Origin of the sequence: Streptomyces zinciresistens K42, assembly GCF_000225525.1 — a bacterium.
Taxonomy (GTDB): Bacteria; Actinomycetota; Actinomycetes; order Streptomycetales; family Streptomycetaceae; genus Streptomyces; species Streptomyces zinciresistens.
Genome location: NZ_AGBF01000008.1, coordinates 48,929 through 75,421, shown reverse-complemented (window position 1 = coordinate 75,421; position 26,493 = coordinate 48,929). Strand labels below are relative to the sequence as shown.

The window sequence follows — 26,493 nt, the reverse complement described above, 5'->3', positions numbered from 1 at the left end:
TTGCCAAGCGGCGATGCGATGTCGACGACCTCGTTGCCATCGCGGATGCCCTGCAGGTATCGCCCCTCGCCCTCCTCCAGGGTTCAGGCGTCGCCTGAGCCGCCCACGCACTCGCCCCCGACTTCCCGATTAGGAGCCGCCCCCTTGCGCCGACCCACGACCGCGCCCGTCCCCCACAGGCCCTCCGACGCCCCTCCGCCCCGCCTCTACCGTCCCGAGGAGATCGCAGACGCTCTCGGCTGCTCGGCCTGGTGGGTCAAGGACCGAGCGCGACGGCGCCTGATACCACACACCCGGGTCGGCCGTGCCTACCGCTTCACCGCCGAGCATCTCGCCGAGATCATCCGTCTCTACGAGGAACGGCCGACCCAGCCTGCGCAGACTGCCGCACGGGCAACCGAGCCGCTCTCCGAGCTCCGTACGCAGAGCGGCTCCGCGCAACCGCGCCGCCCTGTCGTTGCTCTGGCCACTCGCCTGCGGGCCCGCCCGCCCCGTCGACAGCAGCAGTACGGCACTGTCGCGTGACCCGATCGAATCTGCCGTAGACGAGGACAAGGAAGAGGGAGACAGCGGGACGTGGGTTTCGCGGAGAAGCGCGGGAACTACTGGCGCGGCCGGTACAAGGTCGCGCCCGGCAAGCACAACACGGTCGTCGACGAGCACGGCAAGGCGATCAGGTTCGCCACCAAGGGCGAGGCCCAACGGGCAGCGGCTGAGGCCGAGAACAAGTTCCGTCGCGGCGACTGGCGCGACCCGGCCCTCGGGCAGGAGACCTTCGGCGAGTACGCGAACCGCTGGTACGAGGCCCAGGACCTGGCCGCCTCCACCATGCAGAACTACAAACGCCACATCGAGGAGCACCTGCTCCCCGACTTCGAGGACAAGGCGCTCGCCGGCATCCTGCGCACGGACGTCGTCCTGTGGGAGAAGAAGGAGAAGGGCCTCTACGCGGCCTCCAGTGTCAAGACCTGGCGCTCGACGCTCCACCTGATCCTCGAAGACGCGATCGATGAGGGCCTGATCACCTCCAACCCGGCTGCTCGTCGGCGGGGACGCGGCAAACGCGCCGGCCGTGCCCGGGACCGTGGCCCCGAGAAGGTGGTCACGGACGCGCTCGGCATCCTGCTGACCGCCGAGCGCGCCGCCCTGCTCTCCGGGCGTGACGACGAGTTCGTCGCCGTGGTCCTCAAGGGGTACACCGGCATGCGCTGGGGTGAAATCGTCGGTCTGGAGACCGCGTTCGTCCGCCCTGGAGCCGTCCGGGTCGAGTGGCAGCTGTACGAGCTCGACACGGGGGAGCTGTTGCGCTGCCCGCCGAAGGACGACAGCTACCGCACCATCGCCTCGACGGACTGGCTGTCCGGGCTGGTCGCCAACCACATCGCCCGCACGAAGCCCAAGCCATGCCCCTGCCACGGCAAGACCTACGTCTTCCGAGGACAGGGCGCCGCTCGTGCCGGTGGCCACCAGGGCGCGAAGCTCGTTGACGTCGCGCGTCGTGCCGGCGTCTCGACAGGCACGGTGTCTAACGTGCTCAACCATCCCGAACGCGTCGCTGAGGCCACGCGAGAGAAGGCCGAGCAGGCCATCGCGGACCTCCGGTTCGTGCGGGGCGGCGTCGTGCCGGAGCATGCCGCCCACTGGCGCAGGAACGGTTTCGCGACCTGGCTGTTCACCCCGGCGGTCTCGGGCTGGTATCCGAAGAAGGCACCGCAGGAGGCCCGCCCCGTACCGCTCCTCGGCGAGCCGTGGCCAGGCGTCCCAGCCCGAGGGCGTGGCGCCAGCGACCGGGCCGACGCCTGCTGGCTCCCGATAGCCAAGGGCCTCACACCCCACGGCCTCCGCCACACCCACCGAACGGTGATGGAGGACCTCGGGACCGCGAAGGTCCTCATGGACGACCGCATGGGCCATATCGACGGCTCGGTCTCCGCGCGCTACGCCCACGTCACACTCGGAATGCGCAAACGCCTCATGCGCGGACTCACCGAGCAGTGGGAAACGGCACTCGACACCCGCCTCGCGATGAGCGCCACGTCACCGGTTCGCGTACTCAGTGAACTCCTGCGCGCACGCAGGGAGGCCCGCGGCCTCGCTATACCTGGATGAACGGTGCAATCCCTGTGCCTCGCGATCACCGCGCGGGGCACAGGTGCTTCCTCTGTGCGACAGCCAGTTCGACCGTCGGGGATCAGACGGCGAAGGCTTGACCACAAACGAGGCAGTGATACGGGCCAGACCCCTCTTCAGGGACCTTTATCGGCTCGTACGAGTGGCAGGGGGACGTCACGATGACCATGTCATCAGGCTCGGTGAGTGGAGCCGGTACGTCCGGTGCGTCGATGCCGCCTTTGAAGTCGAACTTCACGTGCTTGCTGCTGGCACCCTTGAACGCGTCCCGCAGCCCCTGCTGGATCTCTCGTGTGGCTGCAGGAAGAGCCATGCCGCGGGCATATTCGAGTTGCTCCTGTGTCCACCAGGAGTCCATTCCAGCGGGCTGCCCACACAGGGGGCAATGGTAGGCCGAAGGGGCGGACTGCTCCTCGGCCTCCTCGTTCGCTGGACCGTGATGCCACTTGAACTGTCGTACGCAGTGCGGGCATTCCCGTCGGAGGAACCCGTCGTGATCCAGGGGCAACGTCAACTCGATGTCCATGTCACGCTCCGCTCACGAACTCTTCGATCTCGATTGGTGTCCCATCGACGGTTTTGGCAGTGATGGTTATGGTGAAGTACGAGTTCGAGCGTGACGCGAGAGAGTCCGACGACATGCGCCCCACGCGCACGGACTTGCCTTCGGGCAGCTTCGGGACAGGGAATTCATCGGCGTTTCGCGTGATGAGCCCAACCTTGGCATCAGCGTCGACGTCTAGCTCGTACACGTCGCCGGGACCGTGGTTGGTGATCTCGACAGCATCGATCGTGTTGCGCCCATTGTCGATGTACCGGGCCTTCAACCGGGGCGCGCCCGCCGCCTGCGATGACGGCAGCTTCCGGCCCATCGGAAGCCCGCCACCGGGAGGAACGGGTGGAGTCAGATCGCCGGCCTCGTGCCAGTCCGTCCCTGTCAGCCGGACTGCACATCCTGCGGTTTCCAGACGGGTCGCGAGGTCCTGCCGCTTCTTGACGCTGTTGTCGAGACGGACGACATGCCGGCCGTGGATGTCGCTGAAGACCTTCACCTGTCCGAGTTCCACGATCACAGTGCGATCCGCGTCGCGGCCCATGGCCATGCCCGCTTCGAAGAGCACGTTCGGGCGGGGCTGCATCTGTGGGTTGCACTCTGGATCGCCTGGGTGAGTCAGGCTCTCATGCAGGTAGGTGACATCGTCCGGGGTCTGTAGGACGACGACTGCCTGGGCGCTACCGAATGCCGCATCGAGGATCTCGCCGATGTACGGGGAGCCCTTTCCCGTCATGCGGCCTGCTTCCGACCACTCGATCGGGTCGAGCCCGATGGCCCGCAGGAACTCGAACAGTCCCCGGCGTGCCCGATCGTTGCGTCCGTGGATCACGAACACTCTTCGGCGATCTACCCCATGCCCGTCTTCTGTTGTGGTTGGCATGCCTTGCTCCCTGCTGATGTATGAGAGACCTGTGCCATTCGACGTTAGCGGCAGGGTCTGACAACGGACTCAGCCGACGAGCTCTCCACGGCCACGGTGCTCAAGGTCCTCTTACCCATCCGCCGCTGGCGCCCGGCTGACGATGTCGGACAGAGGCCCGCGGTAGGTGGTGCCGAGCTTGCTCACCACGCCCAGGGTGGGACCGCGCCCGTTCTTCATGCGGCTCACGTAATTTTCCGGCAGCAGTACTCGGTCGCCGACATCAAGTGGTGTGCTCCCGCGCCAGCGGTAGGCGTATCCGCCGACGTCCACGACCTGGTGGCCGCCGATCTCGTAAACGCGCTTCGCGTCGTCCAGCTGCTCCTCGAGCTCTTTGACGCGCTGCTCCAAACGCTCGATCCGGGATTTGGAGTAGCTTGCACTGCTCTCACTGCCGGACTTGTAGCCTTCGCTCCACCCGCGTCGGTGAGCCTCGGCCACGGCTTTGTCCTGCTCCGTTGCATGCGTGCCGCAGGCCACGTCCGAGCCCGATATCCGGACCTTGCATGGGCTCCCGGAGCGGGTCGGGCGCCCACAGGTGCGGTTGTGCTGATCTGTCACGTGAGATCCCCCTGAGAGAAGCTGACCGTGATCCTCTCTCAGGTTTGCTGCCGAGGGGACGGCAGAAATCAGACATACCTCGGATCTGTTGATTGGTGCGTGCTGGTGCCGTCGACCTGGCTCAATGGACACATGGAGATCGGGGAACGCTGGGCGTATCGGGCCACGCCGAAGGAGCTGGGTGGCGCGGTGCGCCAGGTCGAGATTGTCCGGGTCCGCGGTTCTGGAAGATCAGGGAACATTCATGTGCGGTTCCTGGATGGTGATGAAGGTGGCCTGCAGGAGTGGGTGGGCCCCAGCTGCCTGATGGCCTCGTGGAATGACGTTGACTCCTTCAGAGCGGATGACACGGCGGAGCTGGCACTGGCCGAGGCGTCGAGGGAGGTCCGGGGCGGCACGGAGTTCGAGGCGGCCCGCATGATCCTCGGCTTCGTCCGTCCGAAGAACAGACTCCGCCTGCGCCGAACGGTGGCCGACGCCGGGGTCCTGGAGCTGAGCTGCCTCGATGAGACGGCACCGCTCATCGGCATGGACGCAGCTGAACTCCGCGGCGAAGCCATGGTCTACGAGAACCGCCACGGCATGTGCCTGGCCGGGTGGCCGGTCACCGAGCGCGTCGCCCGCCAGGTCGCCGGCCGCCTCGCCGAAGAGATTCTTCCGGAGGTGGACCGCAAGCAGCAGGGCATCGAGCAGGAGCGTGCCCAGTCCTCCTGGTACTCCTACAGCCGACGGGACGACCGGAAGCTGGACGCGGAGTCGGCCGTCCTACGAACCGTCCGGGCCTGGTGTGGCGAAGACAAGGCTGACCGCTACGACGAGTTGGTAGCCCTGCGTGCCGAGGTCATCCGGCTCGGGGAACTCGTCGAGAAGGCGGCCAAGGCACTACGCGACCGCGGTCACGGCGTCATCGCCTCCACCATTGAGCGCGACCTGGGCGTCCATATCGCCACCCTTGATCCTGATGTGCGTCGATGACGCCGCGCCACGGGTCAGGCTCCGGCTTGGGAGGCACCGGCTGAGCCTGGGGCTTCTCCTTCTCCGGCCGGTCCGGGTGCCACCCGTCGAGGAACGGCCGCAGCTGCTTCTTCGTCGGCTCCGCGTGGAAGTCGCGGGCGGCCAGGCCCTGGCCGTTCGTGGTGGGGTCGAGCTGATCAGCCTCCGTGTTCCCCCAGGCCGACCACTCGCGCAGCCTATCCGCTTCGGGGGCATCTTCCGATGTGGCGGCGACGTCATCCAGCGCAGCGCAGAACGCCCGGATCTCACCCGCGGCCCGCCACTGCTCCAGGGCCGTACCGAAGTGCTCGGCCCGCACCGCGTGAACCGCTTTGACCGAAGCCGCACTTACCGCGGCCTTCCACTCCCGCCGCTCGCGCTCCTCCCGCTCCACCTCCAGCCGTCGGCGCTCGGCCTCCTGGCGCTCCCGCTCCTGTCGCAGGCGCCGCTGCTCTGCCTCTCGCTCCAGCCGGGCCCGCTCCTGCTCCTCCGCGCGTGCCTTCAACGCCCGGAAAATTGAAGCGATCTGCTCCTCCAACGGCTTCTTCGCCGTGTCGGCCCATTCCTTCTTCCAGCCGTAGCTGTATCCCGAGTTCTCGCTGACCAGCAGCTCCAGTTCGCCGGACGGCTCGGACTTATGGGCTGGCGTGACCCGCTGCCAGTCGTACGTGCGTCGGCCCGGCTGCTTGGGTACGTACCGGACCTGCTTCTGCCGCTCACTGAAGCCGACCTCGTACGTCCTGCCGTGGACAGTGAGCAGCGGCCTCGGCTGTCTGCGCTTCTTGGACACTGCGATCTCGCCGTACCGCGCGCGTGCCTGATCAGCAAGGAGCCGGATCACCGTGAGCACCCTTGGCAGGATCCCCTCGGAGATCTCGAAGGCGCTGTGGTCCTTGGTGACGGCGGCGAGCACGTCCTCGACGTCAGTGATCACACGGCTGCGCGCCAAACGGATCCGATTCCACTCGGTGTCGTCTTCACCGGTCACCCGGAGTAGGCCGAGGAAGAAGTCGCCCTTCGCCCGCCCGCTGTACTTCAGGTGATAGCCCTTTGGAGCGCACTGCCGCGCCGCGTCGAACGCCCTGCGATACCGAGCTCGTTCCTCGGCACTGGGGTCCGGGATACGAAGGAACCGTCCGGCCTTCTGCACCTGCGCGATGAGCGCCGGCCCTACAGCCGCTGGCGACGGGTGCGGAGGTTTCACGGCCCGCTTCGATGCGGGCTTCGTCTCTGTCGGAGGATGGGCATCCTGCTGAGGGCTGGCGGCAACCGGCGCCCCGGCTTCAGACGCCGCTGCGTGAAGCTTGCGTGGGGCCAACTCCGGACGGTCGGGATGATGCCCGTGCTCCAGATAGAAGCACCCCGCGTCAGTGATCTCCGCCTGCCACCTCCCCTTCTTCCTGGGCATGGTCACCAAGCCCCGGTCCCTGAGCGCGCGAGCCGTCACGGCGAGCTCGGGGCTGTCCGACGTGACGAGGTTCGTTCCGCCTCCGATGCGGGTGAGGAGTGCGAGCTGTCGGTCATTTAAGGGAGCCCAAGGGTGCATGGCGATCGTCGTACCGTCCGCGGCCTCCCCGGCACAAGCTGTGGGGTGACTCTTGCGGGGCGCACACGGCGCACGGCGTACTCGAAGGCGGAACACCTCTCGCGGTGAGCCGCCGGGGAGCCGCTCCCCCAAGTCGGCTCCCAAATGGCTCCCAGAACGGGATGACACAGCAAATCAGGCCCGGTGCTGATCTCTCAGCACCGGGCCTGACCTGGTGTTTCACTGTCGGGGTGGCGGGATTTGAACCCACGACCTCTTCGTCCCGAACGAAGCGCGCTGCCAAGCTGCGCTACACCCCGATGTCGCTGCGTATCGCGGCGACGACGTTTACTTTAGCCCACCGGTGGCCGGAGACGAAATCCGGTTTTGGGGCGGTGCGGGGCGCGGCGGTGGGCGCGGTGGCGGATGGGGTTGGGGCGGGCGTGGTCCAGGGCCACCAGCAGGATCGCCAGGGCGTACATGGCCAGGCCGAGGAGGAGCGCGTTGCCCAGGACGCTCTTGTAGCCGTGGCGGGCGACGTCCAGGAAGGGGTAGAGGTAGCGGCCTGGTGCGCCGGGGGCCAGGAACTCGCCTCGGGCCAGGGTGAAGGCCAGGTAGGCCAGGGGGTAGAGCAGCCATGTCGCGGCCTGCCGCAGGTGCAGTCGTCCCGGAGGGGTCAGCAGCAGCCAGTCCAGCAGGGCCGCCAGTGGGGTCACCGTGTGCAGGACGTGGTTGGTGAGCGCGTGCCAGCCCGTCGGGTCGGCCGCCTCGCCCGTGAGGACGCCGGGGAGTGTGTAGGGGCTCGCTGTGCCGGCCAGCAGCAGGTGGTAGACGAGGCCCGTGATCAGGGCGTAGAGCAGCGTGGCGCCCGTCACCGACGACGGCAGGGGGCGACGGGCCGTCCAGGACCGGCGGGCCGCCAGGGTGAAGACCAGGGCCAGCAGGATGTTGCTCTGGATCGTGAAGTTGCTCAGGGTTCGCGCCGGGCTGCCGAGGGTCAGCTCCACGGTCACCGCCGCGGCTGCGGCCAGGGCGACCAGCGCGCGGAAGGCCGCGGTCGGGCGGCGGGAAGCCGGTGCCCTCACGGCCGTAGCGGGGACGTGCGACGGCATCAGGACGGGTATGCCCGGTATCGCGGGGATATCCGGGATGTCCCTGGGTATCGGGGCGGTCATGCCCTCACGCTAAGCAGCGCGGGTGAAATGGGCGATATGGGTGGGCCGGGTGGGTTATCGGTGTTTGGGGGAGCGGTCGTCACGTAGGGGCGGGCACCCCCGGCCGACCGGCGGGCTACCCCCGCCCCACCAGCGTCAGGAGTGTCGCCTCCGGGGGGCAGGCGAAGCGGAACGGGGTGTAGCGGTTCGCGCCGCAGCCGGCCGAGACGTGGAGGTAGGCCGTACGGTCCTCCGCCGTGTGGGTGGACAGGCCCTTCACGCGGTCCGTGTCCAGGTCGCAGTTGGTGACCAGGGCGCCGTAGAAGGGGACGCAGATCTGGCCGCCGTGGGTGTGGCCGGCCAGGATCAGGGGGTAGCCGTCCGCCGTGAACGCGTCCAGGACGCGCAGGTACGGCGCGTGCACGACGCCCATCGAGAAGTCGGCGGCGCCGGACGGACCCCCGGCGACCTGCGCGTAGCGTTCCCTCTTGATGTGCGGGTCGTCCAGGCCGGTGAACTCCACCGACATGCCCTCGACCTTCAGCGTCCCCCGCGTGTTCGTCAGGTTGAGCCAGCCCGCGGCGTCGAAGCCGTCGCGCAGGTCCTCCCACGGGTTGTGGATCACGCCGACGGCCGGCGGGTTGCCGTTCAGACCGTGCCGGCCCTGGACCTTCTCCAGCAGGTACCGGGCGGGATTGCGCGGCTTGGGGCCGTAGTAGTCGTTCGAGCCGAAGACGTACGCGCCCGGGAACTCCATCAGCGGCCCGAGCGCGTCCAGCACGTCCGGCACGCCCTCGGGGTCGGACAGGTTGTCGCCCGTGTTGATCACGAAGTCGGGGCGCAGGCCGGCCAGCGAGCGCAGCCAGCGCTGCTTCTTGTGCTGGCCGCGGACCAGGTGGATGTCGGAGACCTGGAGGAGCCGCAGCGGGCGCATTCCGGCGGGCAGGACGGGGACGGTCACCCGTCGCAGCCGGAAGGAGCGGGCCTCGATTCCCGCCGAGTACAGCAGACCGGCGGCGCCGGCCGCCGTGAGGGACAGGGGTACTCCGTATCGCGCGCGCATACGACCATCGTGTCAGACCCCGCGAGCGCGCCGCGCCCGGCCGCCCTCCCGGCCCGTCCTCCTGCCCGGCCGGCGCCGCGAGGCGCAGGTCCCTTGAAATCAACGGGCGTTCCGCTGTCCGCACCTGCGACAATCACCTCATGACCACGCTCAAGTCGAAGCTTCAGGTAGACCTCAACGCCGCGATCAAGGAGCGCGACGAGCTGCGCTCCTCGACGCTTCGGCTCACGCTCGCCGCGATCACCACGGAGGAGGTCGCGGGCAAGGAGAAGCGCGAGCTCTCCGACGACGAGGTGCAGAAGGTGATCATCCGCGAGGCGAAGAAGCGCCGTGAGGCGGCCGAGGCCTTCGCGCAGGGCGGCCGCGCCGAGTCCGCCGAGCGGGAGAAGGCCGAGGGCGAGGTGCTCGCCGCGTATCTGCCGCAGCAGCTCGGTGACGAGGAACTGGAGGGCATCGTCGCCCAGGCCGTCCAGGAGGCGAGGGCGGCCGGTGCCGAGGGGCCGCGCGCCATGGGCGCCGTCATGAAGATCGTGAACCCGAAGGTGGCGGGCCGGGCCGAGGGCGGCCGGGTCGCTGCCGCGGTGAAGAAGCTGCTCGCCGGCTGAGACGCCGAATCGGCGCGGAGCTGAATCGGCGCCGGGCCGAAGCGGCACCGGGCTGAAGCGGCACGGGGTCGAAGCGGCACCGGGCTGAATCGGCACCGGGCCGAAGAGACACCGGGCTGAATCGGCACGGAACGGGGTGAGGGGCCCGGCAGCGCGCCGGACCCCTCACCCCGTGTCTTTCCGCTTCGGCCCCGTCGCGCGGGGGTCTCAGCCGCGGCCTCCCGTGCCGTTGCCGTTCGACTGGCCGCGCCAGAAGCCCTCCGGGAGGGAGAAGGACGGGTCCGGGGTGTCGCCGTCGGAGCCCCCGTCGTTCCCGCCGCCGACCAGGCCGCCGATGAGGTCGCCGTTGTTGCCGTCCTCACCGCTCCGGCTGCGGCCACCATCCCCGTCGCCACCGTCGCCACCGTCGCCGCCCCCGTCGCGCGACTTGGCCTTCGGCAGCTCGACGAGGTTGAACCGCTCCTGGGCCTTGCCCGAGAGGGCGCCGGTCATGGCCGCCTTCCAGATCGGCCCCGGCACCTCGCCGCCGAAGACCAGCTCGCGGTAGCGGCCGCCGATGGAGATGTTGAGCATCTTCACCGCCTGGGTGGCGCTGCCGACCCAGACCGCCCCGGAGAGGTTCGGCGTGTAGCCGACGAACCAGGCGTTGCGGCGCTCGTCCGTCGTACCCGTCTTGCCCGCGCTCTGCCGGTCGGTGAGACCGGCCTGCTGGCCCGTACCGGAGTCGACCACTCCGCGCAGCAGGCTGTTGATGGTGTCCGCGGTCTTCTCGGACATCGCGCGCGAGCAGGTCGACTTCGGCACCTCCATCGACTTCTGCGACCCGCCGACCTTCTGCGTGATGGACTCGATGGCGATCGGCGTGCAGTACATGCCGCGGGAGGCGAAGGCGGCGTACGCGCTCGCCATCGTCAGCGGCGAGATACCGGTGGAGCCGAGCGTCATCGACGACGGCACCTCGGGGATCTTGTCGCCGTTGCCCTGGCGGACGCGGAGGTTGGTGGTCATGTTGACCACCGGGCACATGCCGATGTCCTCGATCATCTGGACGAAGTAGGTGTTGACCGACTTGGCCATCGCGTCTTCGAGCCGGTAGGGGCCGACCTCGGACTCGTTCTCGTTCTCCAGCTTGTAGTTGCCGTCGTTGACCCACGGCTTCTCACAGCCCCGCACCGTGGCCGGGTACGGCATCTGGTACGGCGCCGGGTACTCCTGGCTCGCGGGCCGCCCCTCCTCCAGCGCGGCCGCCGCCACGAACGGCTTGAACGTCGAACCGGTCGGGAAGCCGAAGTTGGAGCCGCCGTAGGCCGCGTCGACCGAGTAGTTGAGCTCTGTCTCGTTCTTGCCGAGGCCGTACGGCTTCGACTGGCCCATGCCGAGGATCTTGCCGGTGCCGGGCTCGACCAGGGTCGTGGCCGCGGCGACCTTGTCGGACTTGTAGACGCGGGCTTTGATCGCGTCCTGGACCGACTCCTGGGCCTGCGGGTCGAGGGTCGTGCGGATGGTCAGGCCGCCCTGGTTCCAGATCTTGGCGCGCTCCTCGCGGGTCTTGCCGAAGACCGGGTCGCCGAGGAAGACCTTCTCGACGTACTTGCAGAAGAAGCCGGCGCCCTTGACCGCCGTGATGCAGCCGTTCTCCGGCCTTCTGACCTTCAGGCCCAGCGGCGACTTCCTGGCCTTGTCGGCCTGCTCCGCGGAGATGTCGCCGAGTTCCTCCATGCGCTGCAGGACGGTGTTGCGCCGCTTGGTGGCCTCGGCCTCGTCGTTGATCGGGTCGTAGCGGCTCGGCGACTGGACGATGCCGGCGAGCAGCGCGGCCTCCTGGACCTTCAGGTCCTTGGCGGACTTGGAGAAGTAGCGCTGGGCGGCCGCCTCGACGCCGTACGCCTGCTGGCCGAAGAACGTGATGTTCAGGTAGTTCTCGAGGATCTTCTTCTTGCCGAGCTCCTCCTCCACCTGGATCGCGTACTTCAGCTCCTTGATCTTGCGGCCGATGGTCTGCTGGGTGGCCTGCGCGACCTTCGTCGGGTCGTCGCCCGCCTCCTCCACGAAGACGTTCTTCACGTACTGCTGCGTGAGCGTGGAGGCGCCCTGGGCGACACTGCCGCTCTGCGCGTTCTTGTTGACGGCTCGCAGGATGCCCTTCGGGTCGATCGCGCCGTGCTCGTAGAAGCGCGCGTCCTCGATCGCGATGATCGCCTGCTGCATGTACGGCGAGATGTCCTTGAGGTCGAGCACCGTGCGGTCGCGGGAGTAGACGCTGGCGATCATGCCGCCCTTGGCGTCCAGGATCGTGGTGCGCTGACTCAGCGGCGGCGTCTTGAGGTTGGCCGGGAGCTCGTCGAAGCTCTCGACCGAGCCCTTGGCCGCGAGGCCGAGTGCGCCGACGGCGGGCAGCGCGATACCGGCCAGCACGGCTCCCGCGAGCACACTGACACCGAGGAACTTGGCGGCCTGCTGCGTTGGCGACAGACCACCGCCCGAGCGCTTCTTTGGCATGGGGGAAGCCTAAACCGTAGAGATGAGCGAACCGAGGGCCGACCGTGCCGGAGCGGGGCACAGGCGGATAACGCAGGCCAGGAGCGTGACCGGGCCGACATGAGGCCGGGCACGGCTGCGGCAGCGGTCCGCCCGGCGACAGGACTGACCGATGGATGCGGTCCATTCGCCGGACAGGCACGCAGGCCTTGGCCTAAGCTGCTGCCAACTGTCACAGCAGTGCAGCCACGTATCAATACGTCCGGCGACCCCGAATCGTTCCGGAGGTTCCCCACTTTTCTGGTGGGCGCGTGTCCGAATCCGCCTTGTGTGTCATACGGCGTCCGTTGTGACTCCATGGAACCGTCCCGCTTTGCCGGGATGATCACGCATGTCGCCAGCTCACTCCCCCGGGTGATCTGCCGCTTACCCATAGTCCGTTCGGGCCATTCAAGATTGGGCCCGCTGGGGGTGTTGCGCCGTGCCCGCCTTCCGTAACGTCCTCAACTGGCGGCGGTGAATATGCCGCTGCCGCCGTGGGGGAGCCTCGATTCGGGAGAGGACGGCGCCGGTATGGGCTGGGTAGTCGACTGGAGTGCGCAGGCGGCCTGCCGCACTACCGATCCGGACGAACTGTTCGTTCAGGGAGCAGCGCAGAACCGGGCGAAGGCGGTGTGCACGGGATGCCCCGTGCGGACCGAGTGCCTGGCGGACGCGCTGGACAATCGCGTCGAGTTCGGCGTGTGGGGTGGCATGACGGAGCGGGAGCGCCGCGCACTGCTGCGCAGGCGGCCCACCGTCACCTCGTGGCGCAGACTCCTGGAGACGGCGCGTACGGAGTACGAGCGGGGGGCCGGAATCCTGCCCCTCGACGACGAGGTCTACGAGGATTTCGCGGCTGTCGGGTGACAGGCCCGCAGGACGCCGACGCCCGGTGCGCCGGCGCGTGAGGCCGGGCGGACCGCGGTCGGACGTACGGGAGTTGGATGCCCGCGGCCCTGTGGCCTGACGGTCCGGAGCCCTCCGGGTGGGCCGCCCTCCGGGTGAGCCGGCCGGAGTCTCGCCGCGGTCTGGAGCATTGCTGGGGCCGTAGCCCTTGCGGGGGCCGTCCGCAGCTTTCGGGGGCCGGAGTCCGAGGGCGGGCCACGGCCCCGGAGTTCTGGCCGGGTCGGCCCGTCATGTCCGCCTCGGCTCGGCAGCGGACCGGCGGTCTCAGGACTCGGCGGCCCGGTCCGGCAGTTCGGGGGCGGGCAGCTCGTGCCGGTGTGCCGCCAGCCGGTTCCCGATGTCCCGCAGACCCACGAGGTCATGGACATCGCCGGGCAGCGCGGCCACTTCCGCCACGGCCACCTCGGGGTGCAGCGCGGTGAAACGATCACGCGTGCGCCGCTCGCGGGTCAGCAACCGCATACGCTCGGCGTGCAGTCTCAGCAGGCCCGCGGTGAGCTGGTCGACCGACCGCTCGACATGCTGAACGGCCGCCCGGGGTGCGTCCTCGGTCGCGCTGTCCTCGGTGTCCGTGCCGGCGGGGGAGCCTGCGTCGGGAGCCGATGCGCCCGTGTCGGGCGGTCCGGAAGCGGCCGAAGCTGAACTGTCTTGCCTGTCGGGGGAGTTACGAAGTCCAGCCTTCCCGTCCTCCTGATCCACAATGCCGGAGTCCTCAAGATTTTCCGCGGCGGCGAGCGCCCGCTCGGCCGACAGCCGGTCGGCGCCGCTGCCGTGGACCCGGTTGAGGACGAGACCGGCGAGCGGCATGTCCTCGGCGGCCAGCCGCTCCACGAAGTACGCGGCCTCCCGCAGCGCGTCCCGCTCCGGCGCCGCCACCACGAGGAACGCCGTGCCGGGCGCCTGCAGCAGCTTGTACGTGGCGTCCGCGCGCGTACGGAACCCGCCGAACATGGAGTCCATGGCCGCCACGAACGTCTGGACGTCCTTCAGCAACTGCCCGCCCAGCAGCTTGCCGAGCGCGCCCGTCATCATCGACATGCCGACGTTCAGGAACTTCATCCCGGCCCGGCCGCCGACCTTCGCCGGGGCCAGCAGGACGCGGATCAGCTTGCCGTCCAGGAACGAGCCGAGCCGCTTGGGCGCGTCCAGGAAGTCCAGCGCCGAGCGCGAGGGCGGGGTGTCCACGACGATGAGGTCCCACTCGTCCCGGGACCGCAGCTGACCCAGCTTCTCCATCGCCATGTACTCCTGCGTGCCCGCGAAGCCCGCCGAGAGCGACTGGTAGAACGGGTTGCCCAGGATCGCGGCAGCCCGGTCGCGGTCCGCGTGCGCCTCGACGATCTCGTCGAAGGTGCGCTTCATGTCGAGCATCATCGCGTGCAGCTCGCCGTCGCCCTCGACGCCCTTCACCCGCCGCGGGGTGTTGTCCAGCGAGTCGATGCCCATCGACTGGGCGAGCCTGCGGGCCGGGTCGATGGTCAGCACGACCACCTTGCGGCCCCGCTCCGCGGCGCGCAGGCCCAGCGCCGCCGCGGTCGTGGTCTTGCCGACGCCGCCCGAGCCGCAGCACACCACGATGCGGGTCCGCGGGTCGTCGAGCAGCGGGTCGAGGTCGAGCACGCGCGCGGCGGAGAGGTACGGGGGCTGATGGGCGGCGTCCTGTGCCTGGGCCGGTTCCGGACGACTCATGACATCCCCTGCTTCCGACGGACCGCGTGCGGCTCCCGACTTGTGAACGGACTCATGACAGGTCCTGTTCCCGCAGCCCGCGCGCGAGTGCGTACAGGCCCGCCAGGTCCATGCCCTCGGCCAGCAGGGGCAGTTCGTGCACCGGCAGCTCCAGCGCGGCCAGGGCCGCCCGCTGCTCCTGCTCCAGCGCGTACCGCTCGGCGTACTCGTCGGCCTGGGCCAGCAGCGGGTCGACGAGCCGCTGCGCGGTGCCGCCCCGGCGCGCCCCGCCGAGTCCCGCCGACGACAGCGACTTGGCGACGGCGGCGCGCGGCACGCTCCGTACGAGGTCCAGGTCGGCGTCGTCCAACACCCCGGGCCGCACCATGTTCACGATGACCCTGCCCACCGGCAGCCGTGCCGCGCGCAGCTCGGCGATGCCGTCGGCCGTCTCCTGGACCGGCATCTCCTCCAGCAGCGTCACCAGGTGCACGGCAGTCTCCGCCGACTTCAGCACCCTCATCACGGCCTGCGCCTGATTGTGTATCGGCCCGATCCGGGCGAGGCCGGCGACCTCGTCGTTGACGTTGAGGAAGCGGGTGATGCGCCCCGTCGGCGGCGCGTCCATGACCACGTGGTCGTAGACGAACCGGCCGGACCTGTCCTTGCGCCGCACCGCCTCGCACGCCTTGCCCGTGAGGAGGACGTCTCTGAGTCCGGGCGCGATGGTGGTGGCGAAGTCGATGGCGCCGAGCTTCTTCAGCGCGCGTCCGGCACCGCCCATCTTGTAGAACATCTGGAGGTAGTCCAGAAGGGCCAGTTCGGGGTCTATGGCGAGGGCGTACACCTCCCCGCCCCCCGGAGCGACGGCGATCTTCCGCTCCTCGTAGGGCAGCGCCTCTGTCTCGAAGAGCTGCGCGATGCCCTGCCGCCCCTCCACCTCGACGAGAAGCGCCCGTTTCCCCTCGGTGGCGAGGGCGAGCGCGAGCGCGGCGGCGACCGTGGTCTTTCCGGTCCCGCCCTTGCCGCTGACGACCTGGAGCCTGCTCACGTCTTCGAGCCTAACCAGTCGGCGGCCGGGCTACGCGGCAGCCTGTGGACAACCTGACCGCGATCGGCCGCGTCGGCCCTTCCGGGCAGCGGATAAAGTCGGCCGCATGACCAAATGGGAATACGCAACCGTCCCCCTGCTCGTCCACGCCACGAAGCAGATTCTGGACACCTGGGGCGAGGACGGCTGGGAGCTGGTCCAGGTCGTGCCCGGCCCGAACAACCCCGAGCAGCTCGTGGCCTACCTGAAGCGGGAGAAGCAGGCGTGAGCGCGGTCGGGGAGAGGCTCGCGGAGCTGGGGCTGACGCTGCCGGAGGTCGTCCCTCCGCTGGCCGCCTACCAGCCCGCGGTCCAGTCCGGCGTGTACGTGTACACCGCTGGCCAGCTGCCGATGGTGGAGGGCAAGCTGCCGGTCACCGGCAAGGTGGGCGCGGAGGTCACCGCCGAGGAGGCCAAGGATCTGGCCCGGATCTGCGCCCTGAACGCCCTCGCCGCCGTGCAGTCGGTCGCCGGTGACCTGGACCGCGTCGCGCGCGTGGTGAAGGTCACCGGGTTCGTGGCCTCGGCGTCGGACTTCACCGGTCAGCCGGGCGTCATCAACGGCGCGAGCGAGCTCTTCGTCGAGGTCCTGGGCGACAAGGGCGTGCACGCGCGCAGCGCGGTGGGCGTGGCCGTGCTGCCCCTGGACGCGCCGGTCGAGGTCGAGGTGCAGGTGGAGCTGACGGGCGCGTAGGCCCGGGTGCGACCGGTCCGGGCCCGTTACGGGCGCGTGTGCGTGTGCAGGCGCGTGCGGGTCCCTGGCGGACCGGTCCGTCGCGCGGGTGGCTCGCGCGGTGCGGTGGGGCCGGTCCGTCGCGCGGGGGGCTACGGGGCGGGCCGGTCCGCCGCGGGGTGCGCGGTGCGGTGGGCCCGTCAGATGAGGCCGTGTTCCCGGAGGTAGTCCAGTTGGGCGCGGACCGACAGTTCGGCCGCCGGCCACAGGGAGCGGTCCACGTCCGCGTAGACGTGCGCGACCACCTCGGCCGGTGTGACGTAGCCGTCCTCGACCGCCGTCTCGACCTGCGCGAGCCGGTGCGCGCGGTGCGCCAGGTAGAACTCGACCGCGCCCTGCGCGTCCTCCAGGACCGGCCCGTGGCCCGGCAGGACCGTGCGCACGCCGTCGTCCACCGCGAGGGACCTGAGCCGGCGCAGTGAGTCCAGGTAGTCGCCTAGGCGGCCGTCGGGGTGGGCCACGACCGTCGTACCGCGGCCCAGGATCGTGTCGCCGGTCAGGACGGCCCGGTCGGCGGGGAGGTGGAAGCACAGCGAGTCGGCGGTGTGCCCGGGGGTCGGTACGACGCGCAGTTCCAGCCCGCCGACGGTGATCACGTCCCCGGCGGCGAGCCCTTCGCCGCCGAGCCTCAGCGCGGGGTCCAGGGCACGCACGCGTGTGCCGGTCAGTTCGGCGAAGCGCCCGGCGCCCTCGGCGTGGTCCGGGTGGCCGTGGGTGAGCAGGGTCAGGGCGACGCGCTTGCCGGCCCGCTCGGCCGTCGCGACGACCGCGCGCAGATGGCCGTCGTCCAGGGGGCCCGGGTCGACGACGACGGCCAGGTCCGAGTCCGGCTCGGCGACGATCCAGGTGTTCGTGCCGTCCAGGGTCATCGCCGAGGGGTTGGGCGCGAGGACGTTGACGGCGCGGGGGGTGGCGGAGCCGGTCCGGACGCCGCCTCGGGGCTGGCCGGGGAGGGCTGCTGCGTCCGTCATACGGGCCGGCCTTCCGGAGCGGGTTCGGGTTCGGGTACCGGTGGGGGTTCTGTGGTCGGCGGCGGGCCCGGTGTGGTCATGCGGGGGTTCCGCCGGTCGGGATGTGCCTGGTGAACTCGTCGTGGCCGGGCCAGGAGAGCACCAGCTCGCCGCCCTCCACGCGGGCCTGGGCCAGTACGGGGGTGAGGTCGCGGTCCGGGGCGGCGGCCAGTGCACGGGCCGCGCTGTCGTACGGGGTGAGCTGGCGCAGTGTCGCGATGGTGGGCGGCATCATCAGCAGTTCGCCTCTGTCGTAGGCGACGGCCGCGTCCGCGGGGCGGATCCAGACGGTGCGGTCGGCCTCCGTGGAGGCGTTGCGGGTGCGCTGGCCCCGGGGGAGCGCGGCGACGAAGAACCAGGTGTCGTAGCGGCGGGGTTCGAACTCCGGGGTGATCCAGCGGGTCCAGGCGCCCAGGAGGTCGGAGCGGACCGCGAGGCCGCGGCGGTCCAGGAACTCGGCGAACGACACGTCGCGGGCGACCAGGGCGGCGCGGTCCGCCTCCCAGTCGTCGCCGGTGGTGTCGCCCACGACCGTTTCCTCCGTGGGGCCCGCGAGCAGGACGCCGGCCTCCTCGTACGTCTCGCGGACGGCGGCGCACACGATGGCCTGGGCGGTGGAGTCCTCCACGCCGAGCCGGTTCGCCCACCACGCGCGTGTGGGGCCCGCCCAGCGGACGGGCTGTTCGTCCCGGGGGTCCACGCCGCCGCCGGGGTAGGCGTACGCGCCGCCCGCGAAGGCCATGGAGGCGCGGCGGCGCAGCATGTGAACGGTGGGGCCGGCGGGGGCTGTGTGGCCCGTGGGGGCGGAGTCCTTGAGCAGCATGACGGTGGCCGCGCGCTTCGGGGCGACGGGGGTGAGACGTCCGTCCGCCAGCGCGCGGATGCGGTCCGGCCACTCCGGTGGGTACCACTGCCCGTTCGCCATGGCCGGAGGCTATCTCGTGGCGGGCGGATGTTCGAGAGGGGAGCGGGGTGCCTGCGGCGCCTGTGCGGGGTGACGGGGCGCGGGTGATCGCGTGTCCGCGCGCGTGCGGTGCCTCGGGGGCGTGTCCTCGCGTGGGGTGCGCCGCTTTGGCGGGGGTGCGCGGGGTGCCAGCGGCGCCTGTGCGGCGTACGCGCGGGCTCGCGTCGCGCTTGCGGTGGCGTTCTGGGGTGGGGCTGTGCCGGGGGGTGTCCGTCCTCGGTCCGGCGGTTCCGCGGGTCGGGGAGTGCAGCCTCTTTTGACGCCGGACGCCGGACGCCGGACGCCGGACGCCGGACGCCGGACGCCGGACGCCGGACGCCGGACGCCGCGGGCGGGCCCCGCACGTCCCCTCCTCGCCGTACGCGGCCAACGCCCGTGCCCTCTGGCGCGGGCGCCCTCGTCGTACGTGGCGGCCCTGGGCGGTCGCCGGTTCGTGGGCGTCTTTCCGGCCGGGGCACGCGTGCGGGGTCCCGTCTGCCGGGAGGCGGGACCCCGTGGTGGTGTGGAGGGTCAGCGGGAGCGCTTCGCCAGGCGCTCCACGTCCAGGAGGATCACCGCGCGCGCCTCCAGTCGCAGCCAGCCTCGGCCCGCGAAGTCGGCCAGCGCCTTGTTGACCGTCTCGCGGGACGCGCCGACCAGCTGGGCGAGTTCTTCCTGCGTCAGGTCGTGCACGACGTGGATGCCCTCCTCGGACTGCACGCCGAAGCGGCGCGAGAGGTCCAGGAGGGCGCGGGCCACGCGGCCGGGGACGTCGGAGAAGACGAGGTCGGACATCGCGTCGTTGGTGCGGCGCAGCCTGCGGGCGACGGCGCGCAGGAGCGCGGTGGCCACCTCGGGGCGGGCGTTGAGCCAGGGCTGGAGGTCGCCGTGGCCCAGGCCCAGGAGCTTGACCTCGGTCAGCGCGGTGGCGGTCGCCGTGCGCGGGCCGGGGTCGAAGAGGGAGAGCTCGCCGATGAGCTCTCCGGGGCCGACGACGGCGAGCATGTTCTCCCGGCCGTCGGGCGAGGTGCGGTGCAGCTTCACCTTGCCTTCCGTGACGACATAGAGCCGGTCGCCCGGGTCTCCCTCGTGGAACAGGGAGTCGCCACGGGCGAGCGTCACCTCACTCATGGAGGCGCGCAGTTCCGCGGACTGCTCGTCGTCGAGAGCCGCGAAGAGCGGATTGCGCCGCAGAGGGTCGTCCACGAGTTCTCTCCTTGTCGACCTGCTCAGGGGATCTTTCCCCTGCGTACCAGGGGTCCGAGTTCCCCATCTTGCCGGACGGTCCAAACAGTGTGATCTGTCACAAGGATGCCGCACACCTGTCCCGCGGTAAGCGGCAGGGGTCCAATCGGGGGCTGATCTTCAGGGTCCGGGGCGGATGTCAGTGCCGGGCTTTAGGCTGGCCGGGTGTCCAAATCGCCGGTGAGAGCACAGGCCAAGGGGGCTGAGCGGGTGGTTGCACGGCGCGATTCCGCTGTGGGCGAACAGAACCCGGGCGGCGGAAGGAAAAAGGCGAAAGCGGCGAAAGTGACGCCGAGTGGGATGACGGCACATGGTGGGAAATCTGCGGTGAAGAAGACGACCAGCAAGAACACCGATGGTGAGAAGACGTCCGGCGGGGAAAGCGTTACCGCGAAAAGGGCCGTCGCCGGGAAACCCGCCGCCGTTCCCGAGAAGGCCGCCGCCGCGGTGAAGGGCGCCGGTGCCGTGAAGGGCGTCGCCGCCGAGCCCGCGAAGGCCGAGTCGCGCACCGCTCTCGTGCGCCGTGCCCGGAGGATCGACCGCGAGCTCGCCGGCGTCTATCCGTACGCGCACCCGGAGCTGGATTTCGACAACCCCTTCCAACTCCTCGTCGCCACGGTCCTGTCCGCCCAGACGACCGACCTGCGGGTCAACCAGACGACACCGGCGCTGTTCGCCGCGTACCCCACGCCCGAGGACCTCGCCGCGGCCGATCCGGAGGCGGTCGAGGAGATCCTGCGCCCGACCGGGTTCTTCCGGGCGAAGACCAAGTCGGTGATGGGCCTGTCCAAGGCCCTGGCCGAGGAGTACGGCGGTGAGGTGCCCGGACGGCTGGAGGACCTGGTCAAGCTGCCGGGCGTGGGCCGCAAGACCGCCTTCGTCGTCCTGGGCAACGCCTTCGGGCGGCCCGGCATCACCGTGGACACCCACTTTCAGCGGCTGGTGCGGCGCTGGAAGTGGACCGAGCAGACCGACCCCGACAAGATCGAGGCCGAGATCGCCGGGCTGTTCCCCAAGAGCGACTGGACCGACCTCTCCCACCACGTGGTCTGGCACGGCCGCCGTATCTGCCACGCGCGCAAGCCCGCCTGCGGCGCCTGTCCCATCGCGCCGCTCTGCCCGGCCTTCGGTGAGGGCGAGACGGACCCGGAGAAGGCCCGAAAGCTCCTGAAGTACGAGAAGGGCGGCTTCCCGGGGCAGCGGCTGAAGCCCCCGCAGTCCTACCTCGACGCGGGCGGCAAGCCGGCCCCGCCGCTGGGGGCCGGGTGACGGGGCCGGCCCGGGGTCCCGCGGCACACCGGCGCGCGCCGGGCGGGTGTACCACCCCCGGCGCCTTGAGCGCTCCTTCGGAACGATCCCGGTGCCGCCGGGCGTTGGACGGGGCAGGACGACGGGGGTGGCGATGACACGGGCGAGCGACACGCGGGACGGGCCGGTGGTACTGAGCAAGGACGGGCTGCCGGACTGGCTGGAGCCGGTGGCGCGGGTCGTCGAGACGGTCGAGCCGATCCAGCTGAGCCGCTTCCTGCCGCCGGAGAGCGGCGCGGGGCGCCAGTCCGCCGTCCTGGTCCTCTTCGGGGAGGGCGAGCGGGGGCCCGAGCTGCTGTTGATGGAGCGGGCGAGTTCGCTGCGCTCGCACGCCGGGCAGCCCGCGTTCCCGGGCGGCGCCCTCGACGCCGAGGACGGCGACCCGCAGGCGGACGGGCCGCTGCGGGCCGCCCTGCGCGAGGCCGAGGAGGAGACCGGGCTCGATCCGAGCGGGGTCCAGCTCTTCGGAGTGCTGCCCAGGCTCTACATCCCCGTGAGCGGTTTCGTGGTGACACCGGTGCTGGGCTGGTGGCGCGAGCCGAGCCCGGTCGACGTCGTCGATCCGAACGAGACGGCACGCGTGTTCACCGTCCCCGTGGCGGATCTCACGAATCCGGACAACCGCGCCACCACCGTCCATCCCAGCGGCCACCGGGGTCCGGCATTCCTGGTCGAATCGGCCCTTGTCTGGGGGTTCACGGCCGGTGTGATCGACCGTCTGCTGCATTTCTCGGGGTGGGAGCGCCCGTGGGACCGGGGGAAGCAGGTCCCGCTCGACTGGCGGTCATGACAGGGTGTGCACGAACCACCCCCGGTGAGCGAAGCGTGATGAGGCGAGGCTAGAACACGGTGAACGTGCTGGACATCCTGTTGCTGGTCGCCGCCGTGTGGTTCGCGATCGTGGGCTACCGCCAGGGTTTCGTCGTCGGCATCCTGTCGGTGATCGGCTTCCTCGGCGGCGGGCTGGTCGCGGTGTACCTCCTGCCGGTCATCTGGGACGCCCTCACCGACAACGCCGAGGTGAGCACGACGGCCGCGGTCGTCGCGGTCGTCGTCGTCATCGTCTGCGCCTCCGTCGGCCAGGCCCTGACCACCCATCTGGGCAGCAAGCTGCGCCGGTACATCACCTGGTCCCCGGCCCGCGCCCTGGACGCCACGGGCGGCGCCCTGGTCAACGTCGTCGCGATGCTCCTGGTGGCCTGGCTCATCGGCTCGGCCCTCGCGGGCACGACGCTGCCGACGCTCGGCAAGGAGGTCCGCAACTCCAAGGTGCTGCTCGGTGTCGCGCGGGCGCTGCCGGCCCAGGCGGACACCTGGTTCGCGGACTTCTCCTCCGTCCTCGCGCAGAACGGCTTCCCGCAGGTCTTCAGCCCGTTCTCGAACGAGCCCATCAACGAGGTCCAGCCCCCCGACCCCGCCCTCGCGGGCAGCCCGGTCGCCACCCGCGCGCAGCGGTCCATCGTCAAGGTCGTGGGCACGGCGACCAGTTGCGGCAAGGTGCTGGAGGGCTCGGGCTTCGTCTTCGCGCAGCGCCGGGTGATGACCAACGCGCATGTCGTCGGCGGCGTCGACGAACCGACCGTCCAGATAGGCGGCGAGGGCAGGAGGTACGACGCGACGGTCGTCCTGTACGACTGGAAGCGCGACATCGCGGTGCTCGACGTGCCCGATCTCCAGGCCCCCGTACTGCGGTTCACCGCGACCGGCGCCCGCAGCGGCGACGGCGCGATCATCGCGGGCTTCCCGGAGAACGGCTCGTACGACGTGCGCGCCGCGCGCGTGCGCGGGCGCCTGCCGGCCAACGGCCCCGACATCTACCACCGCGGCACCGTGCGGCGCGACGTCTACTCCCTGTTCGCGACCGTGCGGCAGGGCAACTCCGGCGGCCCGCTGCTCACGCCCGAGGGCAAGGTCTACGGCGTGGTGTTCGCCAAGTCCCTCGACGACGCCGACACCGGCTACGCGCTGACCGCCGACGAGATCCGCGAGGACATCGCCAAGGGCCGTACCGCCAACCAGCAGGTGGACAGCGACAGCTGTGCCATGTAGTGCCGTGACCGGGAGGGTTCACCGGCTCGACCTTCCCCGGCACCGGCCCCGAGCCGGGGCGGGCGAGGGTGGGGGAGCCGGCGGCCCGTCAGCCGCGCGGGTGGCGCAGTCGTACCGAGACCCAGCGGGCCCGGCGGCGGAGGATACGCGGAATGCCCACGCGGAGATCGGCGCCCGCCGTCTGCGGGGTGCTGCCTCGCTGGTGGGGGCTCAGCCCATTGGCCGAGCGGCGATTGCGTGCTGCGTCACTGTAGTCGTGCGTCCAGCCCATACACCGACGTCTGCCCCCGCCCAAAGGTCGATAACCTCCGCCGAGGGCCCCAATTGGCCTATGCGCCAGGCAATTGGCCGTTCGTAGTACGCGTGTTCAGTTCCGCATGCCGGGGGCGCCGGAACGGTCACCGATCGGGTTCGGGATCCTTCAGCCAGTTGATGAGTTCGGTGGAGAACGCCACCGGGTCCTCCTCGTGCGGGAAGTGCCCGAGACCGTCGAACAGCCGCCAGCGGTAAGGCGCTTCGACGTACTCCCCGGAGCCCGCCGCGCTGCGGGTGCGCTGTACGGGGTCCAGCGATCCGTGCAGATGCAGCGTCGGCACCCGGACCGGCCGCTTCATCCGGCGGTTGAACTGGATGCCGTCGGGGCGGGCGAGGGAGCGCACCATCCAGCGGTACGGCTCGATCGAGCAGTGCGCCGTGGAGGGGATGCGGATCGCGCGGCGGTACGTCTCCACCGCGTCGTCGTCCGGCAGCCGCGGGCCGGACCAGTCGCGGATCAGCCGGCCCACCAGCGCACCGTCGTCGGCCATGAGCCGGCGCTCGGGGATCCAGGGCCGCTGGAACCCCCAGATGTAGGAACTCGCACTGGTCTGCTTGACGTCGGAGAGCATCGCCGAGCGCCAGCGCCGGGGGTGCGGCATGGACGCCACCGCGAGCCGCCGTACGAGCTTGGGGCGCATCGCGGCCGCCGTCCACGCCAGATATCCGCCCAGGTCGTGGCCGACCAGCGCGGCGTCGGGCTCGCCCAGGGAGCGGATCACGCCGGTGACGTCGAGGGCGAGGTTGGCCGGGTCGTAGCCGCGCGGGGTGCGGTCGCTGCCGCCGACGCCGCGCAGGTCCATGGCGACGGCCCGGAAACCCGCGTCGGCGAGGGCGGGGAGCTGGTGCCGCCAGGCCCACCAGAACTGGGGGAAGCCGTGCAGCAGCAGCACCAGCGGCCCGTCGCCCATCTCGGCGATGTGGAAGCGCGCGCCGTTGGCGGCCACGTCCCGGTGGGTCCAGGGACCGTCCAGTCGTACGACCGAGGAAGGGGGCTGGGCCGCGGGGGCGGCGGGATCCGTCATGACGACGAGCGTGCCACAGCCTCGATGGCCGCGGGCGCACGGTCCTCCAGCTCGGGCTTGGTCACGGGGCGCGGGTGGGGCTTGGCGTTCTGCAGGACGCCCGCCGACTCCTTCACGGAGGCCGCGACCTTCTGCGGGCCCTTGCCCTTCTTGGCCTTCTTCGCGAAGACGACGCCGATCAGCGCCAGCACCGCGGCGACGAGGACGTTCGCGGCGAAGGACAGCAGGAAGCAGATCGCGAGGTTCCAGTTGCTCCAGGTCCTGATGCCGTACGCGAGGGCGAAGTTCAGCATCGGCAGGGAGAACACCAGTACGGCACCGGCCAGCGAGAACGCCCCGCCGCTCGTCGCGCCGCGCTTGACGTCCTGCTTCAGCTGCGCCTTGGCCAGCGCGATCTCGTCGTGCACCAGTGCCGACAAGTCGGTCGTCGCCGAGGCGAACAGCTGTCCGATGCTGCGTTCGGCGCCGACCGGGCTGCCGTCGGGTGCGCTCATCGCGGTCTCCCTCGTCGTGTTCGGTTCCGTCTTGTGTCTGACCGAGTACGGTTCCGTCTTTTGTACCGTCCCGTCAGATCATGCCCGACGGTGCCCCTCCTCGCCTGCCCTGCCCGTCACTTCGGCAAGCGCGTGGCGCGCGGCGCGTTTCTCCTCGGCGAGCCGGCGGTGCTCGGCGGCCTTGCGCTCGTGCAGGGCGGCCATCCGCAGGTGGTACTCCGGCTCGTCCTGCTCGTAGATGTCCGGGATGCCGTCCGCGTCCTCGTCGCGGTCCTCGGCCTCGACCAGCGAGCGGTACTCGGCGTTGCGGATCTTCAGCAGCACGGTCGCCGTGGTCGCCGCGATGAGCGAGCCGAGCAGGACGGCGGCCTTCACCTCGTCGGTCAGCGCGGCCCGGCCGGCGAAGGCGAGTTCGCCGATGAGGAGGGAGACGGTGAAGCCGATGCCGGCGAGGGTCGCCACGGCGAACACGTCGGCCCACTTCAGCTCCTCGCTCAGCGAGGCCCGGGTGAAGCGTGCCGTCAGCCAGGTGCCGCCGAAGATGCCGAGTGTCTTGCCGACCACCAGGCCGAGGACCACACCCAGCGTCTCGGGCTGGGTGAACACCTCGCCGAGCGCCCCGCCGGAGACCGCCACACCGGCGCTGAACAGCGCGAACAACGGCACCGCCAGACCGGCCGACAGGGGGCGCACGAGGTGTTCGATGCGCTCACCGGGGCTCTGCTGCTCGCCCTCGCGCCGGGTGCAGCGCAGCATCAGGCCCATCGCCACGCCCGCGATGGTGGCGTGCACGCCGCTGTTGTACATCAGCGCCCAGATCACCAGGGCCAGCGGGACGTACACGTACCAGCCGCGTACGCCCGCGCGCAGCAGGAACCAGAAGAGTGCCAGGCAGGCGGCGGCACCGCCGAGCGCGGCGAAGTTCAGGTCGGAGGTGAAGAAGACCGCGATGATCAGGATTGCGAGCATGTCGTCGACGACGGCGAGCGTCAGCAGGAACGCGCGCAGGGCGCTGGGCAGCGAGGTGCCGATGACGGCCAGTACGGCCAGCGCGAAGGCGATGTCGGTGGCGGTCGGGACGGCCCAGCCGGCGAGCGAGCCGCCCTGGCTCACGTTGGTGAGCGTGTAGACCAGCGCGGGTACCGCCATGCCGCAGAGCGCGGCGGCGACCGGAAGGGCGGCCGCCTTCGGGTCCTTGAGGTCGCCGGCCACCAGTTCGCGCTTGAGCTCGATTCCGGCGACGAAGAAGAAGAGCGAGAGGAGTCCGCTGGCGGCCCAGTACTGGATCGACAGGTCGAGGCCGAGGGCGGCGGGGCCGAGGTGGAAGTCGCTGACGGCCTCGTAACTGTCCTTGAGCGCGGGGACGTTGGCCCAGATGAGCGCGGCGACGGCGGCCACCAGCAGGAGCACGCCGCCGACGGTCTCGGTGCGCAGCGCGTCCGCGACGTACGTCCGCTCCGGCAGGGACAGCCGGCCGAGGACCTTGCGTGCGGTGGCGGGGGTGCGGGGCGCGGCCACGGGGGAGACCTCCGGTCGGTGGGCAGGACGAAAAAACTGCCGACCAGACTTCCCGGCGCACCTGAGGATCACGCGTTTTGGTTAGTTTACCTAAGCGAGTTTACCTGGTGGCGCGGCGGGCCGCATCCGTTCCCGTCCGCCGTACGCACGGCGGGGCATCCGGC

General features: G+C 70.5%; 26 protein-coding genes and 1 tRNA gene. 10 read left to right on the top strand and 17 right to left on the bottom strand.

Annotated features, from left to right (window positions below; translation table 11 throughout):
* The first annotated feature begins 144 nt into the window (after positions 1-144).
* The gene (locus SZN_RS42305; protein WP_078508449.1) at positions 145-525 is read left to right on the top strand and encodes a helix-turn-helix domain-containing protein; all 381 of its coding nucleotides are present in this window, start codon (positions 145-147) and stop codon (positions 523-525) included.
* Between the two features lie 51 nt (positions 526-576).
* Positions 577-2,109, top strand: coding sequence for a LacI family DNA-binding transcriptional regulator (locus SZN_RS05140; protein ID WP_007492046.1), 1,533 nt, complete (start codon positions 577-579; stop codon positions 2,107-2,109).
* 82 nt (positions 2,110-2,191) lie between these two features.
* Here SZN_RS05140 and SZN_RS05135 read toward each other — a convergent pair whose 3' ends face one another.
* The 3 genes from SZN_RS05135 to SZN_RS05125 all read right to left on the bottom strand — a co-directional run bounded on the left by SZN_RS05135 (position 2,192) and on the right by SZN_RS05125 (position 4,046).
* Positions 2,192-2,656 (bottom strand): hypothetical protein, encoded by a 465-nt coding sequence (locus SZN_RS05135; RefSeq protein WP_007492045.1) that lies wholly within the window; start codon positions 2,654-2,656, stop codon positions 2,192-2,194.
* Position 2,657: 1 nt separating this feature from the next.
* Positions 2,658-3,566, bottom strand: coding sequence for a TIR domain-containing protein (locus tag SZN_RS05130; protein ID WP_043728374.1), 909 nt, complete (start codon positions 3,564-3,566; stop codon positions 2,658-2,660).
* A 111-nt stretch (positions 3,567-3,677) separates the two neighbouring features.
* Positions 3,678-4,046: a hypothetical protein gene (locus SZN_RS05125; RefSeq protein WP_007492040.1), complete on the bottom strand. Its 369-nt coding sequence runs from the start codon at positions 4,044-4,046 to the stop codon at positions 3,678-3,680.
* Between the two features lie 252 nt (positions 4,047-4,298).
* Between SZN_RS05125 and SZN_RS05120 the strand changes: the two genes are divergently transcribed.
* Positions 4,299-5,141, top strand: a complete 843-nt coding sequence (locus tag SZN_RS05120) for a hypothetical protein (RefSeq protein WP_043728372.1) — start codon at positions 4,299-4,301, stop codon at positions 5,139-5,141.
* Here the strand turns inward: SZN_RS05120 and SZN_RS05115 are convergent.
* The 4 genes from SZN_RS05115 to SZN_RS05100 all read right to left on the bottom strand — a co-directional run bounded on the left by SZN_RS05115 (position 5,071) and on the right by SZN_RS05100 (position 8,901).
* Positions 5,071-6,567 (bottom strand): PE-PGRS family protein, encoded by a 1,497-nt coding sequence (locus tag SZN_RS05115; protein ID WP_244313297.1) that lies wholly within the window; start codon positions 6,565-6,567, stop codon positions 5,071-5,073. The genes SZN_RS05120 and SZN_RS05115 overlap by 71 nt on opposite strands.
* A gap of 363 nt (positions 6,568-6,930) precedes the next feature.
* Positions 6,931-7,004 (bottom strand) — tRNA-Pro (locus SZN_RS05110).
* 33 nt (positions 7,005-7,037) lie between these two features.
* Positions 7,038-7,859, bottom strand: coding sequence for a Pr6Pr family membrane protein (locus SZN_RS05105; RefSeq protein WP_007492034.1), 822 nt, complete (start codon positions 7,857-7,859; stop codon positions 7,038-7,040).
* A 115-nt stretch (positions 7,860-7,974) separates the two neighbouring features.
* A complete protein-coding gene (locus SZN_RS05100) occupies positions 7,975-8,901 on the bottom strand; it encodes a metallophosphoesterase (protein WP_007492033.1) in 927 nt (308 codons plus the stop codon).
* 140 nt (positions 8,902-9,041) lie between these two features.
* Here SZN_RS05100 and SZN_RS05095 point away from each other — a divergent pair, with 140 nt between their 5' ends.
* Positions 9,042-9,506, top strand: coding sequence for a GatB/YqeY domain-containing protein (locus SZN_RS05095; protein WP_007492032.1), 465 nt, complete (start codon positions 9,042-9,044; stop codon positions 9,504-9,506).
* Positions 9,507-9,713: 207 nt separating this feature from the next.
* Here SZN_RS05095 and SZN_RS05090 read toward each other — a convergent pair whose 3' ends face one another.
* Positions 9,714-12,005, bottom strand: coding sequence for a transglycosylase domain-containing protein (locus tag SZN_RS05090; protein ID WP_043728366.1), 2,292 nt, complete (start codon positions 12,003-12,005; stop codon positions 9,714-9,716).
* Positions 12,006-12,557: 552 nt separating this feature from the next.
* On the opposite strand from SZN_RS05090, the gene wblA reads away from it, so the two are divergent.
* Positions 12,558-12,893, top strand: coding sequence for a transcriptional regulator WblA (gene wblA / locus SZN_RS05085; RefSeq protein WP_007492030.1), 336 nt, complete (start codon positions 12,558-12,560; stop codon positions 12,891-12,893).
* 303 nt (positions 12,894-13,196) lie between these two features.
* Here the strand turns inward: wblA and bagB are convergent, their stop codons facing one another.
* Positions 13,197-14,621, bottom strand: a complete 1,425-nt coding sequence (gene bagB, locus SZN_RS05080) for an ATPase BagB (protein WP_007492029.1) — start codon at positions 14,619-14,621, stop codon at positions 13,197-13,199.
* Positions 14,622-14,673: 52 nt separating this feature from the next.
* On the bottom strand, positions 14,674-15,651 hold the full coding sequence (gene bagA, locus SZN_RS05075) for an ATPase BagA (RefSeq protein WP_007492028.1): 978 nt from the start codon (positions 15,649-15,651) through the stop codon (positions 14,674-14,676).
* A gap of 106 nt (positions 15,652-15,757) precedes the next feature.
* Between bagA and sp36 the strand changes: the two genes are divergently transcribed.
* Both sp36 and SZN_RS05070 read left to right on the top strand, forming a co-directional pair.
* Entirely contained in the window at positions 15,758-15,919 is a 162-nt protein-coding gene (gene sp36, locus SZN_RS39640; RefSeq protein ID WP_003975360.1) for a Sp36 family protein, read from the top strand.
* Positions 15,916-16,383 carry a RidA family protein gene (locus SZN_RS05070; RefSeq protein ID WP_007492026.1) on the top strand — a complete coding sequence of 156 codons (468 nt, stop codon included), beginning with the start codon at positions 15,916-15,918 and terminating at the stop codon, positions 16,381-16,383. Before sp36 ends, SZN_RS05070 begins: the two co-directional genes overlap by 4 nt.
* Before the next feature lie 179 nt (positions 16,384-16,562).
* Here the strand turns inward: SZN_RS05070 and SZN_RS05065 are convergent, their stop codons facing one another.
* The 3 genes from SZN_RS05065 to SZN_RS05055 form a co-directional block, all read right to left on the bottom strand.
* Complete coding sequence (locus SZN_RS05065) at positions 16,563-17,393, bottom strand: MBL fold metallo-hydrolase (protein WP_007492024.1); 831 nt, start codon at positions 17,391-17,393, stop codon at positions 16,563-16,565.
* Positions 17,394-17,469: 76 nt separating this feature from the next.
* Positions 17,470-18,357 (bottom strand): NUDIX hydrolase, encoded by an 888-nt coding sequence (locus SZN_RS05060; RefSeq protein WP_007492022.1) that lies wholly within the window; start codon positions 18,355-18,357, stop codon positions 17,470-17,472.
* A gap of 549 nt (positions 18,358-18,906) precedes the next feature.
* Positions 18,907-19,581 (bottom strand): Crp/Fnr family transcriptional regulator, encoded by a 675-nt coding sequence (locus SZN_RS05055; protein ID WP_007492020.1) that lies wholly within the window; start codon positions 19,579-19,581, stop codon positions 18,907-18,909.
* 339 nt (positions 19,582-19,920) lie between these two features.
* On the opposite strand from SZN_RS05055, the gene nth reads away from it, so the two are divergent.
* From nth to SZN_RS05040, 3 genes are all read left to right on the top strand, one after another.
* Positions 19,921-20,889, top strand: a complete 969-nt coding sequence (gene nth, locus SZN_RS05050; protein WP_043728357.1) for an endonuclease III — start codon at positions 19,921-19,923, stop codon at positions 20,887-20,889.
* Positions 20,890-21,022: 133 nt separating this feature from the next.
* Positions 21,023-21,718: an NUDIX hydrolase gene (locus SZN_RS05045; RefSeq protein WP_007492016.1), complete on the top strand. Its 696-nt coding sequence runs from the start codon at positions 21,023-21,025 to the stop codon at positions 21,716-21,718.
* Between the two features lie 59 nt (positions 21,719-21,777).
* Positions 21,778-22,977 (top strand): MarP family serine protease, encoded by a 1,200-nt coding sequence (locus SZN_RS05040; RefSeq protein WP_007492014.1) that lies wholly within the window; start codon positions 21,778-21,780, stop codon positions 22,975-22,977.
* Between the two features lie 88 nt (positions 22,978-23,065).
* Here SZN_RS05040 and SZN_RS42300 read toward each other — a convergent pair whose 3' ends face one another.
* The 4 genes from SZN_RS42300 to nhaA all read right to left on the bottom strand — a co-directional run bounded on the left by SZN_RS42300 (position 23,066) and on the right by nhaA (position 26,329).
* Positions 23,066-23,248, bottom strand: a complete 183-nt coding sequence (locus SZN_RS42300) for a hypothetical protein (protein ID WP_078508447.1) — start codon at positions 23,246-23,248, stop codon at positions 23,066-23,068.
* A gap of 127 nt (positions 23,249-23,375) precedes the next feature.
* Entirely contained in the window at positions 23,376-24,317 is a 942-nt protein-coding gene (locus SZN_RS05035) for an alpha/beta fold hydrolase (RefSeq protein WP_007492013.1), read from the bottom strand.
* Positions 24,314-24,811: a phage holin family protein gene (locus tag SZN_RS05030; RefSeq protein WP_007492011.1), complete on the bottom strand. Its 498-nt coding sequence runs from the start codon at positions 24,809-24,811 to the stop codon at positions 24,314-24,316. Before SZN_RS05030 ends, SZN_RS05035 begins: the two co-directional genes overlap by 4 nt.
* 78 nt (positions 24,812-24,889) lie before the next feature.
* Entirely contained in the window at positions 24,890-26,329 is a 1,440-nt protein-coding gene (gene nhaA / locus SZN_RS05025; RefSeq protein WP_007492009.1) for a Na+/H+ antiporter NhaA, read from the bottom strand.
* Between the last annotated feature and the right edge of the window lie 164 nt (positions 26,330-26,493).